The following is a 17,698-nucleotide window of genomic DNA, read 5'->3' on the forward strand; positions in this document are numbered from 1 at the left end:
TAATGATTACCTCGTTACCGCTGCCTGAAATGCATTGTCCAGATCAGCAATTAAATCCTGACTATCTTCAATTCCTACAGAGACACGAAGAAGCAAATCCGTAATCCCTGCCTGAGTCCTTGCTTCTGCCGACATTCCCGCGTGTGTCATTGTTGCAGTATGAGAAATCAACGACTCCACACCACCGAGAGATTCAGCCAAGGTAAATAATTTTAACGCAGATAAGAAACGACGCATGGCCTGCTCATCACCATCCAGTTCGAAACTTAGCATCGCCCCAAAACCTTGCTGTTGCTTAACAGCAATTTCATGCCCCGGATGGTTCTTCAACGCAGGATAGAAAAGCCTTTTCACTTGGGGCTGCTGTTGCAAATAATCCACAATGGCAACAGCATTGTTTTGTTGGAGCAACACACGGGCAGATAATGTACGAATGCCACGCAGTAGCAGATAGCTATCAAACGCCGCAGCCGTCACACCAATATTGTTCGCCCACCAAGCCAACTCTTCCGCAATGGATGGCTCCTTAGCGATAATTGCGCCTGCGATCAGATCAGAGTGTCCATTCAAATATTTCGTGCAAGAATGCACTACTAAATCTGCCCCCAAATCCAATGGCTTTTGCAGTACAGGACTTAAGAACGTGTTATCGACCATAGCCAGTGCCCCAATTTCATGGGCCAATCCACAAATGTATTGAATATCTACGATCCGCAACAAAGGATTACTCGGTGTTTCAATTAGCACCAGTTTGGGCTTTTTGGCCAACGCTTGTTTCAACGCCTGTTCATCTGACTGATCAACAAAAATCACCTTGTATGCACCACGCTTGCTCAGACTGTCAAACAGCCGGTAACTACCGCCATAACAATCATGGGGCGCCACCAATAAATCTCCCGGTTTCAGGAATACGGTACAAAGCAGATGAATCGCTGACATGCCACTGCTGGTCATGACTGCGCCAGCTCCTCCTTCCAGCTCGGCCAAAACCTGTTGGACAACATCACGACCAGGGTTGCCACGGCGTGAATAATCATGTCCTCTGGGTTCATTGAAACCGGTAAAGTTGTATGTACTGGAAAGATAGATAGGCGGAACAACACAACCATATTGTTCATCAACATTTAAACCACTGTGAACCGCAATTGTCGCTTGCTTACACCCCATAACCTTTCCCCATCGTCGTTATTATTAGCGTCACGCAAGAATAACGACTGGAAAGATGGACGTCAATACATCTAGACATCCAAATTATTTTGCGGTTTAATACCACAATTCTATGGCTGTCATTACACTTTATATGTCTTCTGGTTATATTTTATAAATTAGTGCGGGTGGGACGATATAGTCGACAGGCTAATTATGTTAGACTACTGAATTATCGATATGAAAACAGATCAGCAATTCCTTCCAATTTCTGATCTCAATTACTTGATTCAAAAATTATTTAAGGTATCTCATGGCTGAGTGGAATGGTGAGTATGTCAGCCCTTATGCTGAACATGGCAAAAAAAGTGAACAGGTCAAAAAAATTACAGTTTCAATCCCGCTAAAGGTATTGAAAATCCTGACTGATGAGCGCACTCGCCGTCAGGTAAACAATTTGCGTCATGCAACAAACAGTGAATTGCTGTGTGAAGCTTTTCTCCATGCGTTCACCGGACAGCCTCTGCCTAACGATAACGATTTGCGCAAAGAACGCCATGATGAGATCCCAGAAGCAGCGAAGGCCATGATGCGTGAAAAAGGCATTGATCCTGATACATGGGAATATTAAGAATAAAAAAACGCCCGATGCAAAAACATCGGGCGTTTTTTTTGTTCTGACCCGCCTGTATTGATTACAGACAGGAGAAAATCATTATTTCTTAGCACCAGGAACGCTGAAACGTTTGTTAAAGCGATCAACACGACCACCAGTTGCAACATCACGCTGCTTACCCGTGTAGAACGGGTGACATGCACCACAAACGTCCAGGTTCAGATCGTGACCTACAGTAGAGTTGATTTTGATGACATTACCGCAAGAGCAATTTGCAGTAATTGCTTCGTATTTAGGATGGATACCTTGTTTCATGGGAAACCTCTGTTCAGGCCGTGTCGCTATCCAGCCTTGTTTTGCTGCCAGACACCACACGTCGTATTGATAAATAAAAATATGTATCGGTAATTTCTATACCAAAGGCGGCGGATCATACAGAATATCTGTTTATTGCGCAATGAAATCTGCCGATTTGCTATGATACCCTTATCGCCATATGTTCTTTTATACGTTCTTTCATCTGGTCATTAATTATCTGGAAATCACCTTATGACAGTTGTCCAGGTTGCATTGCCTGTTCCCCTAACCCGCTCGTTTGATTATCTACTGCCTACAGGGTTACCTTTACCAGCTATTGGTGTTCGAGTACTCGTGCCTTTTGGTAAGCGTAATGCGATAGGTATCATCACTGGTATCGCAGACAGCAGCGAATTTCCTCCTGAGCAGCTCAAGTCTATTGCCACCATTCTTGATATCCACCCCCTTTTTCCTAACGATCTCTGGCAATTGCTTCAGTGGGCCGTCAGCTATTATCACTATCCGCTGGGCGAAGTGTTATTCCATGCCTTGCCTGTCTTGCTACGGCAGGGAAAACCGGCAGAATTTTCCCCACTCTGGCAATGGCAAGTCACCGACGCTGGCCGTGAACTTCCACTGGCTCAACTCAAGCGCTCCGCCAAACAACAAAAGGCATTGGCCGCTTTGCGCCAACGCCCTGTTTATCGTCACCAAGTCTCTGAATTGGAGTTAAGTGAAAGCGCACTGCAATCACTGAAAAAGAAATCACTGATTGCCCTGCATCCCATCCAACCAGAAGCGGAAAATTGGTGTGAGCATTTTAAAACCATTGGCGAACGGTTAACACTCAATACAGAACAAGCTACTGCGATAGGCGCCATCCGTGCAGAAGATCAAACCTTTTCTCCGTGGCTATTGGCGGGAATCACGGGATCGGGTAAAACGGAAGTCTATCTCAGTGTACTGGAGAACATTCTTGCACAAGGCAAACAGGCTCTTATTTTAGTGCCGGAAATTGGCTTGACTCCACAGACTATCCGTCGGTTCCGGGAACGTTTCAACGCGCCTATTGATGTTCTGCATTCAGCCTTGAATGACAGCGAACGGCTGACAGTCTGGCTGAGAGCGAAAAGAGGGGAAAATGCCATCGTTATCGGTACACGATCGGCTTTGTTTACTCCCTTTGCTCATCTAGGTGTCATTATTATCGATGAAGAACATGACAGCTCTTACAAACAGCAAGAAGGCTGGCGCTATCATGCCCGCGATCTGGCGGTGTTTCGGGCGAAAAAAGAGGGGATTCCGATCATTATGGGTTCTGCCACCCCCGCACTGGAAACACTGTATAATGTGCAACAGGGGAAATATCGCCAACTAACCTTAACTCAACGGGCAGGCCGCGCCCAACCCGCCACTCAGCATTTATTAGATCTGAAAGGATTGCCATTGACGGTTGGGTTATCCCAGCCGCTCATCAATCGCATGGGTGAACATCTCAAGGCTGATAATCAGGTCATCCTATTTCTGAACCGTCGTGGTTATTCCCCCGCCTTGCTCTGTCACGAATGCGGTTGGATAGCAGAATGCCAACGCTGTGATCACTATTACACCCTGCACCAAAATCATCACCACCTGCGTTGCCATCACTGTGACAGCCAGCGCCCAATCCCACGCCAATGCCCGCAATGTGGCACCACTAACTTAATTCCCGTTGGTTTAGGTACTGAGCAGCTTGAAGATGGTATTACAAAATTGTTCCCCAACACTCCAGTTACCCGTATCGACCGTGATACCACCAGCCGCAAAGGAGCACTGGAACAGCAACTGGCCGAAGTACATCAAGGTGGCGCCCGTATCTTGATTGGTACGCAAATGCTGGCGAAAGGTCACCATTTCCCCGATGTTACACTGGTCGCCTTACTGGATGTCGATGGTGCCCTGTTTTCTGCTGATTTTCGAGCCGCCGAACGTTTTGCCCAACTCTATACCCAAGTTTCCGGTCGGGCTGGACGGGCTGGAAAGCGGGGAGAAGTTGTCCTCCAAACCCACCATCCTGAGCATCCACTTTTGCAAATATTGTTGGAGAAAGGCTACGATGCCTTTGCCCAGCAAGCAATGGAAGAGCGTCAGCAAGTTCACCTGCCACCGTTTGTGAGCCATATCCTGCTCCGCGCAGAAGATCACGACAATCACCAAGCCTCCGCATTTTTGCAACAAATGCGTCAATTGTTTGAACATCATGCACTGTCTGATAATCATTTATGGATCATGGGACCTGTACCCGCATTACTGGCCAAACGTAGCGGTCGTTATCGTTGGCAGTTGATGATTCAGCACCCTTCCCGCATTTTTCTCCAGAAAATGATGGCCGGAATCTATCCCCAAATCACGACACTGCCACAAGCGCGTAAAGTGAAATGGAACATTGATGTTGATCCCAGCGAAAGTTGATAATTATTTCTTTAATTTGCGAAGCACCTCTAAGAAATGATTCATATCACACTTTTTATGCAAACAAAGTAACAGATTGATCGGTTAATCAGCTTAAAATGAAATTATTAATATAACTGTAGAAAACAATTCGCCAGCACGCCCCTCTCAGGCAAGACGGGCGTTTTTTTAGCAGCCGGATAGCAATCGTTTCGCTGCGTGTGGAGAGTGAGGAGTGAACTATGGAAAAAAGGAAGAGCGCGCTGGTAACCATGAAAGATGTTGCCAAAGTGGCTGGTGTTTCTACCGCAACTGTATCAAGAACATTAATGAATCCTGACAAGGTTTCTGCCCGTACACGCCAGAAGGTCGAGAATGCGGTGTTGGAAGTGGGTTATTATCCCCACAAACTGACCAAAAATTTACGGCGTAATGTATCCAGAACCATCCTGGTTATTGTGCCTAATATCAGTGATCCTTTCTTTACTGAGGTTATTCGGGGCATTGAAGAAACCGCCACTGAACATGGTTACCTGGTTCTGATTGGTGATTGCAAGCATCAACAGCAACAAGAACATGCGTTTATCAATCTTCTGATCACCAAACGCATTGATGGTATGGTGCTACTGGGTTCCAACATTCCTTTCGATGTTTCCAAAGAAGAACAGAAAAACCTGCCTCCCATGGTTATGGCCAATGAATTCACTCCAGAACTGGAACTACCCACGGTCCATATTGACAACCTGACAGCCGCCTTCAATGCCACTCATCATTTGCAAAAACTGGGACACAAACGCATTGCCTGCATTACCGGGCCGGAAACCATGCCATTGTGCCACTATCGTTTACAAGGTTACATCCAGGCATTGCGGCGCACAGGAGAAGAAATTCGCGAAGAATATATTATCCGCGGTGATTTCACCCATGAAAGCGGAGCGACATTGGCAGAAACCTTGCTTAACCTGCCAGAGCCTCCAAGCGCTATTTTTTGCCATAGTGATGTCATGGCTCTGGGCGCAATGTGGCAAGCTAAAAAAATGGGATTAAAATTACCAGAAGATCTCTCTGTTGTCGGTTTCGATAATTTAAATCTGGCTCAATACTGCGAACCAGCCCTAACCACGGTGGAACATCCCCGTTATGAGATTGGATATCATTCCATTCTGTTGTTGCTGGAACAGCTTCAAGGCCGTTTGGTTTTTAAAGGTTCAAGATTATTGGAGGCAGAATTGATCATTCGTGCGAGTACTTGTTCGCCTAAAAGCTAGGCAAATAACGACAGCTTAAGTAACATTAGTTACCTATCCTTTAATTTTTTAAATAACTCAGTGAATTAAACAGTGGCACAACGAGATTATGTGAGTCGCGGGCGTAGCAATCCCCGTCAGAAAAGTACTGGTAAGAAAAAAAATCAGGCTCAAGGATTACCCAAAACTACATTAGCCGTTGCCGTGGCCTTAGTGGTCATGTTTATTGGTGGGCTTTATTTCATCGTACACAATAAACAGGAAGAAAATAAGCAGGAAGGAAGTGCACAAAATGCCTCACCGTCTCATCATCAAACCAAGGGACACGGCTTGCCACCAAAACCAGAAGAGCGCTGGAGTTACATCAAAGAATTGGAAAATCGTCCTGTTAATGAATCTTCTATCCAGGAAGGCGATGCAACAGTAAATAAACCGCTAAACCAACCTCCTCAATTAACGTCTGAACAGAAACAGCTACTCGAACAAATACAAGCAGATATGCGCCAACCGCCTATTTCATTGAAAGAGGTGCCTTATAACAGTGAACCTGTTCCACGTTCACGTGTGTTGATTAATCCGCCAGAACAAAAGTCGGCCGCCGTGCCGGAAAAAAAGCCTTCAACGTCTTCGTCTTCCCAGGCCAGTACAAAGTCTGAGGTAAAGGAGGCGAAATTGATGCTACAATGCGGCTCTTTCCGCACAATGGAACAGGCAGAGTCCGTCCGAGCCAGCCTTGCATTTGCAGGCATTGAGAGTCAGATTACCACGAAAGACAACTGGAACCGTGTTGTACTTGGCCCTTATAAAAATAAAGCCAGCGCTGAGAAAATGCGCGAACGGGTCGCAGGTGCTGGTGTACCTGGCTGTATTCTCCGCCCTACCGGGGGTTGAAAAAGTAGAAAGCTCCCCCATCTTAATCTCTAATAATATACACATGGTGCTTTTATCAGCAGTGCGCAAGCAATTGTGGGATAACAAATTAATGCTCCGTGTGTACCATTTTCTATTTTGTAACCAGGGGCTAACTCGTGACTACAATCGTAAGTGTTCGCCGTAATGGCAAAGTTGTCATCGGTGGTGATGGACAAGCAACAATGGGTCATACCGTTATGAAAGGCAATGTCCGCAAAGTACGCCGCCTTTACCATGACAAAGTCATCGCGGGTTTTGCCGGCGGTACTGCCGATGCTTTCACGCTGTTCGAGCTGTTTGAACGGAAACTCGAAATGCATCAAGGGCACCTGACCAAAGCAGCCGTTGAACTAGCCAAAGATTGGCGAACAGATCGCATGCTACGCAAGTTGGAAGCCCTGCTTGCTGTCGCAGATGAAAATGCTTCTCTGATCATTACAGGCAATGGTGATGTGATTCAGCCAGAGAATGACCTTATCGCCATTGGTTCCGGTGGATCATATGCACAGGCGGCTGCCCGCGCTATGCTGGAGACAACCGAACTCGGCGCCAGAGAAATCGCAGAACGCGCTTTAACTATCGCTGGCGATATCTGCATCTACACCAACCATAATCACAACTTCGAAGAACTGCCTTCGAAAGCGTAAGGATAGATAGTATGTCTGAAATGACTCCTCGCGAAATTGTCAGCGAACTAAATAATCATATTATCGGTCAGGACAAAGCAAAACGTGCCGTTGCTATTGCCCTGCGTAACCGCTGGCGTCGCATGCAGTTAGATGAATCACTGCGTTATGAAGTCACACCAAAAAATATTTTGATGATAGGCCCGACCGGTGTCGGTAAAACCGAGATTGCCCGTCGTCTGGCAAAACTGGCCAATGCTCCCTTTATCAAGGTTGAAGCAACTAAGTTCACCGAAGTGGGTTATGTTGGTAAAGAAGTCGATTCCATCATTCGTGATCTCACTGACGTAGCAGTAAAAATAGTCCGTCTGCAATCCATTGAGAAAAACCGCTATCGTGCAGAAGAGTTAGCAGAAGAGCGTATTCTGGATGTCCTGCTGCCACCAGCAAAAAATAACTGGGGACAGACTGAAACTCAAGCTGAGCCGTCTTCAACCCGTCAGGCATTCCGCAAGAAATTGCGTGAAGGCCAGTTAGACGATAAAGAAATTGAAATTGAAGTTTCAGCCGCTCCAGTTGGTGTTGAAATCATGGCACCTCCGGGCATGGAAGAGATGACGAATCAGTTACAATCCATGTTCCAAAACCTGGCAGGCCAGCGTCAAAAAAGCCGTAAGATGAAAATCAAAGACGCATTCAAGTTGCTGATCGAAGAAGAAGCGGCAAAATTGGTCAATCCTGAAGAACTGAAACAGCAGGCAATTGATGCAGTTGAACAACACGGCATCGTTTTCATTGACGAGATCGATAAGATTTGTAAACGCGGTCAAACTTCCGGTCCAGATGTTTCCCGTGAAGGTGTTCAGCGCGATCTGCTGCCACTTGTAGAAGGTTGCACCGTTTCCACTAAACACGGTATGGTCAAAACCGATCACATCCTGTTTATCGCCTCCGGTGCATTCCAGGTTGCCAGCCCTTCTGATCTGATCCCAGAACTTCAAGGCCGCTTGCCAATCCGTGTTGAATTGCAAGCCCTGACTACCGAAGACTTTGAACGTATTCTGACTGAGCCTAATGCTTCGCTCACTGAACAATACAAGGCCCTGATGGCAACGGAAGGCATGGGCATTGAATTCACGGCTGACGGTATCCGTAAAATTGCGGAAGCAGCATGGCAAGTCAATGAAACCACTGAAAACATCGGTGCCCGTCGTTTGCACACCGTGCTTGAACGTATGATGGAAGACATCTCTTTCGACGCCAGCGAACGTCAAGGGCAGACTGTCGAAATCAATGCCGATTACGTCAAAGAGCACTTGGACGAATTAGTTGCAGATGAAGATTTGAGTCGGTTTATTTTATAATCAGTCATATTATTGGTTTGATTAGCGCCAATAATTCGCCGGACTTATGCAAAATGGGAGGCTTTTAGCCTCCCATTTTGCAATTTTCGATGGTATAAAATTTATTACATCAATCATAATGACAAACAGTGACAATATGAGCTTAACAATGTCTATCAGTCAGATACAGGCATGGCTGGAAAGTTTACGCCCTAAAACGCTCCCACTGGCCGTTGCTGCCGTCATAACGGGTTCAGCCCTTGCATCATGGATTGGACATTTCAAATGGCCTGTCGCGTTACTGGCTTTATTAACTGCGGCCCTGCTGCAAATTCTTTCTAACCTCGCCAACGATTATGGTGACGTAACCAAAGGCAGTGACACAGAAAATCGCATTGGTCCAAGTCGCGGTATGCAAAAAGGCCTGATTACCGCAAAGCAGATGAAAAGTGCATTGAAACTCACTGTACTACTCTCTTGTTTATCAGGAAGTGCCCTGATTGCTGTAGCCTGCAATAACCCAAGCGACATTATCGGATTTTTGATCCTGGGATTACTGGCGATAGTCGCTGCTATCACTTATACCGTGGGTACTCGTCCTTATGGTTATCTGGGGCTGGGAGACATTTCTGTCCTGATTTTCTTTGGCTACTTGAGCGTTCTTGGTACTTACTATCTGCAATCCGGTATTTTTTCCATAAGCACCATTTTGCCCGCAACTGCCAGTGGCTTACTTTCTGTGGCAGTCTTAAACATTAATAACCTACGCGATATCGAAAATGACCGCCAAAATGGTAAAAATACGCTGGCTGTCCGGCTGGGAGGAAAAAAGGCTCGCTATTACCATGCAGCCGTTCTGCTAACTGCCATGCTCTGCCTTGTCACCTTCACGCTTCTATACCTGAATAATTGGTTTAATTGGTTGTTCCTGCTCGCTTTTCCTCTGCTGTTAAAACATATGATGCAAGTGCTGCGTGATCCAACCGCTGAAGGTATGCGTCCCAAATTAGTACAAATGGTCAAAGCAGCATTATTGACCAATATTCTGTTTTCCATTGGATTGGTACTTAATTAAGCGAGTAAGCATCGATTTTACACATAGGTTTCAAGATTGATGGTTTTGCCAACACTGGCTTTAAGAGGATATACTGTTCGTTCCTTGCATAAACCAGACGTAAATCCCATGAAATATGATACTTCCGAACTTTGTGATATCTATCAAGAAGATATAAATGTGGTAGAGCCAATCTTCACCAACTTTGGTGGGCGGACTTCATTTGGTGGTCAGATCATCACAGTGAAATGTTTTGAGGACAATGGCCTCCTTTATGATTTACTTGAAGAAAACGGACATGATCGCATTTTGCTCGTTGATGGTGGTGGATCGGTACGCAAGGCACTCGTTGATGCAGAACTGGCTCAACTCGCCGTCAATAATGAGTGGGAAGGCATCGTCGTCTATGGCGCAGTACGCCAGGTCGATTATCTCGCAGAACTTGATATTGGAATTCAGGCAATGGCTGCTATTCCTGCTGGCTCCAATAGCGAAGGGGGGAGAAAGTGATATCAGGGTGAATTTTGGTGGCGTCACATTCTTCTCTGGTGACTATCTCTACGCAGATAATACCGGCATTGTCTTATCAGATTTCCCTCTGGAGATTGATGAAGAGCTAAGTTAAAGGGTATATAAAAAGGGCGTAATAATTATCGCCCTTTTTCAGCTAAGATATTGAATACCTTATTGTACATCTTCCATCTTACCCAACAAAGTGCGTAAGCGCTCTTGCCATGCTGATTGTTCTTGTTTGAGCTGCTCATTTTCACGTACCAGAGAATCACGGCTATCTGCCATATTCTGGACATCCTGAGATAAGACTGCATTCTTTTCTTTTAATTCTTCAATTTCCATTTGCAGCAAAGTGATGGTATCAATCGCCTGCTGAACTTTAGATTCTAGTTTCTCAAAAACTTCAAATGACATTCTGGGGCCCCTCTTGTAAGCAATGTTATTGATTGTATTTAGCCTATTGACGTCTGTCTAGTTTCATCCTTGCAATGTGCGGCATAACGCGAAATATAACGACCAAACCCAAATGTCTGTAAGATCACATTTCCAAGCTCAATAAAACTGCAAATAAATGCGAATTCGCTCATTTTGTTGACGCAACACGCAGATTTCAATTTCGCTATTTCTCGTTTACGCGCATTAACGATAAATTCACAGGCACCTTTCTCTTAATACATAAGAAAGGACTAATAATTAATCACTCTTCCCCCTGTACTTTGTTATTGGATATAGGATATAGAAATGAGCCAGACCACAACTCCAACATTATCAGGTCAATGCATTTCCGAATTTCTCGGTACTGCGTTGCTCGTTTTTTTTGGCTTAGGCTGCGTTGCTGCTGCACGAATCGCCGGAGCACAACTGAGCTTATGGGAAATCAGCATTATCTGGGGCTTTGGCGTCGCGCTGGCAGTTTATCTCACTGCCGGAATTTCAGGCGCGCATCTTAACCCCGCAGTGACCATTGCGTTATGCCTGTTTGCCAACTTTGACAGAAAAAAAGTGCTGCCTTACATCATTGCCCAAATGCTCGGTGGTTTTGTCGCAGCACTCATCATCTACATAATGTATTACAACCTTTTCCTTGATTATGAGCAAGTTCATAACATTGTGCGCGGCTCGCAGGAAAGTCTCTTTACTGCGGGGGTTTTCTCCACTTACCCAGCTGCCCAGCTCTCCGTATTTCATGCATTTATCGTTGAAGTTATTATCGCCGCCGTTCTGTTATGCCTGATCCTGTCCCTGACCGATGATGGCAATGGTATCCCACGAGGACCTTTGGCTCCTTTGTTAATTGGGATTCTTATTGCTGTTATCGGTGGCTCGTTTGGCCCACTGACCGGATTTGCCCTGAATCCAGCTCGTGACTTCGGCCCCAAATTAGTTGCTTACTTGACTGGCTGGGGAGACATTGCCCTAACTGGGGGCCGAGATATTCCTTATTGCCTTGTTCCATTGGTAGCGCCTATCGTTGGCGCGATTTTAGGTGCTTTTGGCTACCGCAAGCTGATTACTCGCCATTTACCACGCGAGATTTAAAATACATAAAACCAGGTTAATCGTTATGACAACAGAAAATACTACAGAAAAAAAATATATTGTTGCACTGGATCAGGGCACGACCAGTTCACGCGCCGTTGTACTTGATCACGATGCCAATATTGTTTGCATCTCACAGCGTGAATTCCCACAAATCTATCCCAAGCCTGGCTGGGTAGAGCACGATCCAATGGAAATCTGGGCAAGCCAAAGCTCTACCTTAGTTGAAGTACTGGCAAAAGCCGATATTCGCTCTGATCAAATTGCCAGCATTGGTATTACCAACCAACGAGAAACAACTATTGTCTGGGAAAAAGAAACCGGTAAACCAATTTATAACGCGATCGTATGGCAATGCCGCCGGACAGCTGATATTTGTACCAAACTGAAACAGAAAGAGGGTCTGGAAGAATATATCCGCCACAATACCGGTTTGGTTATTGACCCTTACTTCTCCGGTACGAAAATAAAATGGATTTTGGACAATATCGAAGGTGCCCGTCAACGCGCTGAAAATGGTGAACTTTTATTCGGTACAGTCGATACATGGCTAGTCTGGAAAATGACTCAGGGACGTGTACATGTGACCGATTACACCAATGCCTCCCGTACCATGCTGTTTAATATCCATAATCTGGAATGGGATCAAAAAATCCTTGAAGAGTTGGGCATACCTCGCGTTATGCTGCCTAGAGTCGCCGCGTCCTCGGAGATCTATGGCCAAACCAATATCGGCGGTAAAGGCGGCACCCGCATTCCTATTGCAGGTATCGCAGGCGACCAACAAGCCGCTTTGTATGGGCAACTGTGTGTACACTCTGGAATGGCAAAAAATACTTACGGCACTGGCTGCTTCTTACTGATGAACACAGGCAAAGACGCCGTCCGTTCCAATCATGGCCTGTTGACAACTATTTGCTGTGGTCCACGCGGTGAAGTCAATTATGCACTGGAAGGCGCAGTATTTGTTGGAGGAGCATCCATTCAATGGCTGCGTGATGAACTGAAACTCATTGCGGATGCCACAGATTCAGAATACTTCGCGACCAAAGTCAAAGACAGCAATGGTGTTTACGTTGTGCCTGCCTTTACTGGCCTTGGCGCACCATATTGGGACCCTTACGCCCGTGGCGCTATTTTTGGCCTGACCCGCGGCGCCAATAGCAATCATATTATTCGTGCTACATTGGAATCCATCGCTTACCAAACCCGCGATGTATTGGACGCTATGCAGGCTGATGCGGGTACACGTCTGCAAGCCCTGCGCGTAGATGGCGGTGCTGTCGCCAACAACTTCCTGATGCAGTTCCAGTCCGATATTCTCGGTACGCGTGTGGAACGCCCTGAAGTACGTGAGAGCACAGCGTTAGGCGCGGCTTTCCTTGCCGGTTTAGCCGTCGGCTTCTGGCGGGATCTGGATGAAGTGAAAAGTAAAGCAGTAGTCGAAAAAGAATTCCGCCCAAGTATCGAAACAACTGAACGTAACCATAAATACAATGGCTGGAAAAAAGCCGTCGCCCGTGCCCAAGAGTGGGAAGATCGCGCCTAACCGCGAAATATAGCAAATTAAAGGCCCTGGCATTCTGACATTTTATGTACTTTGTCAGGGCCTTTTTAAAACACCGTGGTTTATCAATTTTACAAAGTCGTATGTTTCTGACTCTGGAACTGCTGGGAAATGATGACAAACAGCCATAGTGAACCCCTCAAGCTCTTAATAAAGAACCTGATGAATTGACTTCATTAGACATGATCCTCTTGGTAAATCTATATTTTTTCTTTGCAGTATACAATTTTACATGAAGAAAAAATTACAGATACATTATCCATATATGTCAATAAAAATGTACATATCAGACCATAATATTGGCAAAAACCCAGTTAATCGAACTGTAACACGTAATCGATAATGCTATTTCAAGTAATCACGTAGAATCGTTACAAAAAATCATCAATTTGTGTAGAGAGGTTAATCGTAATGGCAAATTGGGTTACAGGAAAAGTTACTGACATAACCAACTGGACTGATTCGCTTTTCAGCATCAGAGTTCATGCACCAATAGAAAAATTCACCGCCGGACAATTTGCAAAACTTGCACTGAAAATTGGGGAGGAACGCATCCAACGGGCTTACTCTTACGTCAACGCTCCCGATGACAATAATCTGGAATTTTATTTGGTGTCCGTTCCTGAAGGAAAACTCAGCCCCCGATTAGCTGCACTAAAAACCGGTGATGAATTGCTGGTAACAGAGCAAGCGGCGGGTTTTTTCGTTCTTGATGAAATCCCTGACTGCCAAACACTCTGGATGCTTTCCACTGGCACCGCCATTGGGCCTTATCTTTCCATTCTCCAGCAAGGAACTGATCTGGAACGATTCGAAAATATCGTTTTGGTTCATGCTGCCAGGTGGGGAACGGATTTAAGTTATTTACCTATGATGCAGGAATTAGAGAAAAAATTTCAGGGTAAACTGCGAATACAGACCATCGTCAGCCGAGAAAAATGGCCTGATTCACTCATAGGCAGAATTCCAGCATTAATTGAAAATGGCGAATTGGAATCGGCTGTCGGCTTACCCATTCAGGCAGAAAACAGCCATGTCATGCTGTGCGGGAATCCCCAAATGGTCAGGGATACCCAGCAACTATTAAAAGAGCAGCGTAATATGGCAAAACATCTGCGGCGTAAACCAGGCCATATCACCAGCGAGCAATACTGGTAATCAGTGTTCCCTGGCAGAAATATAATCAACCGTTTCTGCCATCTCACCAAAACGATTGGCGCCTTCCGTACCACGGAATACACCACAATCTAATATCATCATGACAAAAATCAGTGTCGGGACAAAACGACCAATTCCCCACTGCCATATTGGTGCCATTGCACTCCAATCCAGAGACAGCAATACCCAGGCCAGTGCAATTAACAATACCCAGCCACCACGTTTATTTCGGTCATGCAGGCGTTTCGAAAAAATCGCCGTGGTTGGATACAATAGCAAAGCAACCCCAACCGCCGCATAATTCATGGGGAGAACATTCATTCCATGCAGTGTCAGGAGTATAAATATCAAGGCGAAACAAATTCCGATGCCGATCCAAAACTCTCGTCGTCCAATTCGGCCTTTGAATGAAAATCCCCATTGTTGTAATGTCATGTACTCTTTTCCAATTGTGGATGCTGTTTTTCCAGGATTTAACTCAGTGAGTAATAAGATGAAAACAGGCATGAATAAATTTCTGATGGCAATATTAATCGTTTTTGGCATCGGTTTGCCATTATCAGCCTCTGCCGATAAACCTTCTGTCACACCAGAAATAAACTCACCGTTAATCTACCTGCTGCCGGATTCCCCGACTTTCGAAGAAACCATCCCTGCCTTTCGGGAAAAATATAACAAAAAACACCCTGACATTCCCTTGTACGAATATAGGGTGATTGCAAGCAAAGATATTTCTCAGCCTTTTATCCGCGCCGCCAGTAAAATCAATGACAATATTTACTCTTCAGCGGTACTGGAACGAGGCAGCGAAAAGATTAAAAGCCTGCAACTTACCTTGCTGCCATCACAAAGTGAACAACAAAATGAACGACACCGTATACTGGCAAAACAATATATAACGGCCCTGATCAGCCAATTCGAACCGACACTTTCCGCTGAACAATCACGGTTCCAATTGGAAAGGCTGTTGCGGGCAGCAGAAAACCGCCCTGTTTTCAGTCAAAAAATGGGAGCAATGCGCTATATCATCGTAAACAGCAGCGAAAATATAATGACCTTCGCAATTGAACCGATTAAGCTATCGTTATCTGACACAGCAGCACATGAAAATTAGTGACACAGCGCAGAGCTATTCGCGTTGATGATCTTTATACTGTCGGGATTCCGCTTACAGGGGAATGACATTACCATAATGTCATCCAAAGAAAGAGTATTCATTCAGTTCGCAATTTGATTATTTTCTGGTTGGAGGGAAAAATATGCGACATCCATTAGTTATGGGTAACTGGAAATTAAATGGCAGTACCCACATGGTTAACGACCTGATTGCAGGCCTGCGTAAAGAACTGAGCAACGTTGACGGCTGTGGCGTCGCTATTGCACCACCAACAGTTTATGTTTCTCTGGCAAAAAATGCCCTAGCGGGTAGCCGTATCGCCCTAGGTGCGCAAAATGTTGGTGTCAATCTTTCTGGTGCCTTCACTGGCGAGACATCCGCAGAAATGCTAAAAGACGTCGGTGCCAAATATATCATTATCGGTCATTCTGAGCGCCGTACTTACCACAAAGAGAGCGACGAATTCATCGCGAAGAAATTCGCTATTCTGAAAGAGCAAGGCCTGATACCTGTTCTGTGCATTGGCGAAACTGAGCAAGAAAATGAAGCCGGTCAGACTGAATCCGTCTGCGCACGCCAAATCGATGCCGTTCTGAACACGCTGGGCGCCGAAGCATTCAAAGATACGGTTATTGCTTATGAGCCAGTTTGGGCAATCGGCACCGGTAAATCTGCAACGCCTGCCCAGGCTCAAGCTGTGCATAAATTTATCCGCGACCATATCGCAAAACAAGATGCCGCTATCGCTGAACAGGTCATTATTCAATATGGTGGCTCGGTTAACGCCAGCAATGCAGCAGAGCTGTTCACCCAGCCGGATATCGACGGTGCTTTGGTCGGTGGTGCATCACTGAAAGCTGATGCCTTTGCTGTTATCGTAAAAGCCGCAGCAGAAGCGAAAAAAGCGTAAGCTTTTAATCAAGACAAATAATGCAACCGCCACGCAGCATTACTTGTGGCGGTTTTCTATTCCAAATCAGTTCAATGATTAGCGCCGGATAATGTCGTCAAATGTTCCGCCTGTGGCAAAATGTTCTTTCTGAGCGTTATCCCAGCCACCAAAGACCTCATCAATCGTAAAAAGCTTCAAATCAGGAAAAACCGCGCGGTATTTTTCTGCGATTGCTTTATCACGAGGACGATAATAGTTCTTGGCGGCAATCTCCTGCCCAACCGGAGAATAAAGATATTTCAGATATTCTGTTGCCAGTTCGCGTGTTCCTCGTTTATCAACCACCTTATCGACAACAGAAATCGTTGGCTCTGCCAAAATAGAAATGCTCGGCGTCACAATTTCAAACTTACCTTTGTCCAACGCATTAATTGCCAATAAAGCTTCATTTTCCCAGGCAATCAATACATCGCCAATGCCGCGCTCCACAAACGTATTCGTTGCACCGCGGGCGCCGGAATCCAGCACTTCAACATTTTTATAAAGTGCTTTCACGAATTCTTTGGCTTTAGTCTGATCTTGATTGTTATGCGCCAGGCCATATCCCCAGGCAGCCAGATAATTCCAACGTGCTCCACCGGAGGTTTTTGGATTCGGCGTAACCACCGCAACATCTGGGCGAATCAAATCCGACCAATCCTTAATCTGTTTAGGATTTCCTTTTCTCACTAAAAAGACAATGGTTGATGTATAAGGCGCTGAATTATCCGGTAAACGCTGAATCCAATCCTTATCAATGCGTCCATGCTCTGCAATGGCATTTACATCATAAGCCAAGGCCAACGTCACAACATCCGCCTGAAGACCATTAATAACGGAAGTTGCCTGCTTGCCGGAACCGCCATGTGATTGACGAATTTTTACATCATCCCCCGTTTTGTTATGCCAGTATTCGCGGAAGGCCTCATCATATTGCTGGTAAAATTCACGCGTCGGATCATAGGAGACGTTCAATAATTGCCGATTTTTTGCCCATGCACTGTTAGTCATCAGTGTCATCGCCAACGCCACCAAGACTAACGCCGATACCACATACTCTTTTGTCATTGCCCATTTTGAGCCTTTATTTATACCCCTTGCATCCACGATAATATTTCCTCTAAGTTATTATGATTTCTCTATAAAAACTGACAGAAAGCGTTATGACGCAGAAATAATTTTAAATTTCTGCTTATGCATAA

Annotated in this window: 17 protein-coding genes and 1 pseudogene; 13 read left to right on the plus strand and 5 right to left on the minus strand. The window is 45.5% G+C overall.

Translation table 11 applies throughout. From position 1 onward, the window contains the following. Positions 1-6 precede the first annotated feature (6 nt). Complete coding sequence (gene metB, locus ACSJJG_RS19415) at positions 7-1,167, minus strand: cystathionine gamma-synthase (RefSeq protein WP_481090265.1); 1,161 nt, start codon at positions 1,165-1,167, stop codon at positions 7-9. A gap of 292 nt (positions 1,168-1,459) precedes the next feature. Here metB and metJ point away from each other — a divergent pair, with 292 nt between their 5' ends. Beyond that, positions 1,460-1,777 carry a met regulon transcriptional regulator MetJ gene (gene metJ / locus ACSJJG_RS19420; RefSeq protein WP_481090266.1) on the plus strand — a complete coding sequence of 106 codons (318 nt, stop codon included), beginning with the start codon at positions 1,460-1,462 and terminating at the stop codon, positions 1,775-1,777. Positions 1,778-1,861: 84 nt separating this feature from the next. Here the strand turns inward: metJ and rpmE are convergent, their stop codons facing one another. Further along, positions 1,862-2,077: a 50S ribosomal protein L31 gene (gene rpmE / locus ACSJJG_RS19425; protein WP_481090483.1), complete on the minus strand. Its 216-nt coding sequence runs from the start codon at positions 2,075-2,077 to the stop codon at positions 1,862-1,864. A gap of 234 nt (positions 2,078-2,311) precedes the next feature. On the opposite strand from rpmE, the gene priA reads away from it, so the two are divergent. From priA to rraA, 7 genes and pseudogenes are all read left to right on the plus strand, one after another. Further along, a complete protein-coding gene (gene priA, locus ACSJJG_RS19430) occupies positions 2,312-4,510 on the plus strand; it encodes a primosomal protein N' (RefSeq protein ID WP_481090267.1) in 2,199 nt (732 codons plus the stop codon). Between the two features lie 221 nt (positions 4,511-4,731). Next, positions 4,732-5,757: a DNA-binding transcriptional regulator CytR gene (gene cytR / locus ACSJJG_RS19435; RefSeq protein WP_481090268.1), complete on the plus strand. Its 1,026-nt coding sequence runs from the start codon at positions 4,732-4,734 to the stop codon at positions 5,755-5,757. A 72-nt stretch (positions 5,758-5,829) separates the two neighbouring features. Next, positions 5,830-6,627: a cell division protein FtsN gene (gene ftsN / locus ACSJJG_RS19440; RefSeq protein WP_481090269.1), complete on the plus strand. Its 798-nt coding sequence runs from the start codon at positions 5,830-5,832 to the stop codon at positions 6,625-6,627. A gap of 137 nt (positions 6,628-6,764) precedes the next feature. Continuing rightward, positions 6,765-7,295, plus strand: a complete 531-nt coding sequence (hslV, locus tag ACSJJG_RS19445; RefSeq protein WP_047768620.1) for an ATP-dependent protease subunit HslV — start codon at positions 6,765-6,767, stop codon at positions 7,293-7,295. Positions 7,296-7,306: 11 nt separating this feature from the next. Beyond that, entirely contained in the window at positions 7,307-8,638 is a 1,332-nt protein-coding gene (gene hslU / locus ACSJJG_RS19450) for an HslU--HslV peptidase ATPase subunit (RefSeq protein WP_481090270.1), read from the plus strand. A 136-nt stretch (positions 8,639-8,774) separates the two neighbouring features. Further along, positions 8,775-9,692: a 1,4-dihydroxy-2-naphthoate polyprenyltransferase gene (locus tag ACSJJG_RS19455; protein ID WP_481090271.1), complete on the plus strand. Its 918-nt coding sequence runs from the start codon at positions 8,775-8,777 to the stop codon at positions 9,690-9,692. A 108-nt stretch (positions 9,693-9,800) separates the two neighbouring features. Then, positions 9,801-10,296: pseudogene (rraA, locus tag ACSJJG_RS19460) on the plus strand (ribonuclease E activity regulator RraA). 59 nt (positions 10,297-10,355) lie between these two features. On the opposite strand, the gene zapB reads toward rraA, so the two are convergent. Continuing rightward, positions 10,356-10,598 carry a cell division protein ZapB gene (gene zapB, locus ACSJJG_RS19465; protein WP_099131891.1) on the minus strand — a complete coding sequence of 81 codons (243 nt, stop codon included), beginning with the start codon at positions 10,596-10,598 and terminating at the stop codon, positions 10,356-10,358. Positions 10,599-10,925: 327 nt separating this feature from the next. Here zapB and ACSJJG_RS19470 point away from each other — a divergent pair, with 327 nt between their 5' ends. The 3 genes from ACSJJG_RS19470 to fpr all read left to right on the plus strand — a co-directional run bounded on the left by ACSJJG_RS19470 (position 10,926) and on the right by fpr (position 14,448). Continuing rightward, on the plus strand, positions 10,926-11,723 hold the full coding sequence (locus ACSJJG_RS19470) for an MIP/aquaporin family protein (RefSeq protein ID WP_481090272.1): 798 nt from the start codon (positions 10,926-10,928) through the stop codon (positions 11,721-11,723). 25 nt (positions 11,724-11,748) lie between these two features. Further along, entirely contained in the window at positions 11,749-13,272 is a 1,524-nt protein-coding gene (glpK, locus tag ACSJJG_RS19475) for a glycerol kinase GlpK (RefSeq protein ID WP_481090273.1), read from the plus strand. A 429-nt stretch (positions 13,273-13,701) separates the two neighbouring features. Then, positions 13,702-14,448: a ferredoxin--NADP(+) reductase gene (gene fpr, locus ACSJJG_RS19480; RefSeq protein WP_481090274.1), complete on the plus strand. Its 747-nt coding sequence runs from the start codon at positions 13,702-13,704 to the stop codon at positions 14,446-14,448. On the opposite strand, the gene ACSJJG_RS19485 is transcribed toward fpr, so the two are convergent. Then, positions 14,449-14,883 (minus strand): DUF805 domain-containing protein, encoded by a 435-nt coding sequence (locus tag ACSJJG_RS19485; protein ID WP_481090275.1) that lies wholly within the window; start codon positions 14,881-14,883, stop codon positions 14,449-14,451. A 46-nt stretch (positions 14,884-14,929) separates the two neighbouring features. Between ACSJJG_RS19485 and ACSJJG_RS19490 the strand changes: the two genes are divergently transcribed. Both ACSJJG_RS19490 and tpiA read left to right on the plus strand, forming a co-directional pair. Continuing rightward, positions 14,930-15,562 (plus strand): DUF1454 family protein, encoded by a 633-nt coding sequence (locus ACSJJG_RS19490; protein WP_481090276.1) that lies wholly within the window; start codon positions 14,930-14,932, stop codon positions 15,560-15,562. Positions 15,563-15,707: 145 nt separating this feature from the next. Continuing rightward, positions 15,708-16,475, plus strand: coding sequence for a triose-phosphate isomerase (gene tpiA / locus ACSJJG_RS19495; protein ID WP_481090277.1), 768 nt, complete (start codon positions 15,708-15,710; stop codon positions 16,473-16,475). Between the two features lie 78 nt (positions 16,476-16,553). Here tpiA and ACSJJG_RS19500 read toward each other — a convergent pair whose 3' ends face one another. Continuing rightward, positions 16,554-17,516: a sulfate ABC transporter substrate-binding protein gene (locus ACSJJG_RS19500; RefSeq protein ID WP_481090484.1), complete on the minus strand. Its 963-nt coding sequence runs from the start codon at positions 17,514-17,516 to the stop codon at positions 16,554-16,556. Positions 17,517-17,698 lie beyond the last annotated feature (182 nt).

It is taken from the genome of Xenorhabdus sp. SGI 60 (genome assembly GCF_056632175.1).